Annotated in this window: 1 protein-coding gene; it reads right to left on the reverse strand. The window is 67.3% G+C overall.

What is annotated here, in order from left to right; genetic code table 11:
- Positions 1-775: IS5 family transposase (locus HDC93_RS37695; RefSeq protein WP_185015263.1), on the reverse strand; the 775-nt coding region annotated here is incomplete at its 3' end.
- Positions 776-1152 lie beyond the last annotated feature (377 nt).

A 1152-nucleotide genomic window follows, 5' to 3' on the forward strand; every position in this document is an offset into this window, starting at 1 on the left:
TCATGAGCATGGTCATGGACCACAGCACCATGGCCTCGTGCATGGCGGGCAGCGTCTCGTAGTCGCGCACCAGGCGGCGCGAGCGCATCAGCCAGATCAGTGTTCTCTCCAACACCCACCTGCGTGGCAGCACCACGAACCCGCTGGTGTCGTCGGTGCGTTTGACGATCTCCATGGTGAGTTGGAGCTTCTCGGCCGCCCAGTCGACGAGTCGGCCCGCATAGCCACCGTCCGCCCAGACGAGGCGGATGGAGAAGTACATGGTGCGCAGCTGCTGCAGCAAGGGCATTGCGGCGTCGCGGTCCTGCACGCTCGCCGCACTCACTACGACGGCCAGGACCAGGCCGAGGCAGTCCACCACCAGGTGCCGCTTGCGTCCGCCCACCTTCTTCCCGCCGTCCCACCCGGACGTCGAGCGCGGAATGTTCGCCGCTGCCCGCAGTGACTGCGAGTCCACGATGGCGGCCGTCGGGTCCGGCGAACGGCCTTCCTTCTGACGCACCTTGTCGCGCAGCCGGTCGTGGAGCTCGGCAAGCAAGCCCGTCACCTGCCAGCGGCGGGCGAACGCGTGCACCCGCCGGTACGGCGGGAAGTCACAGGGCAGGTTGACCCACTTGACGCCGTTGTCGACTACATAGCGGACCGCATCCAACATCACGCGGTGGCAATAGCCCTCCGGCCGCCCGCCTCGCCCCTGAAGCCACGCGGAAACTGGCAGCAGCGGCCGGATGACCTGCCACTCCGTCTCCGTCAGGTCGGATCCGTAACACGGCATGCGGTCCGGCCCGTCCGCCGCGTTGCCGAACCTGTGCGCGAGACAGTCACACGCCGGAGATGGCGCGTTGGACTCCACAGAGGCGGGCACGAAAGACTGCGACACAGGGCCTCCTGGTGCTGCTCGGTTGGGATCGCAACCCCGAGCGACCAGGAGGCCCTGCCGTTATGCCCCGACCGCCGAGAGGTCACCCGAACAGGAACCCTGTTCGACTGATCAAGCCTGCCGAGCGGTAAGCGGATGGCTTCTGAGTCCTGGTACTTCAGCTCATCTGGCGGGATGGGCGCGAACCCGTGGTCCTCCCACAGTTCGGCGACAATCCGGACGGTCAGGTCCGTGGCCAGAGAGCGGAAGGCGTTGCGGGTCGCCGGGCTCAC

The organism is Streptomyces sp. AK010 (genome assembly GCF_014207295.1).
Taxonomy (GTDB): domain Bacteria; phylum Actinomycetota; class Actinomycetes; order Streptomycetales; family Streptomycetaceae; genus Streptomyces; species Streptomyces massasporeus.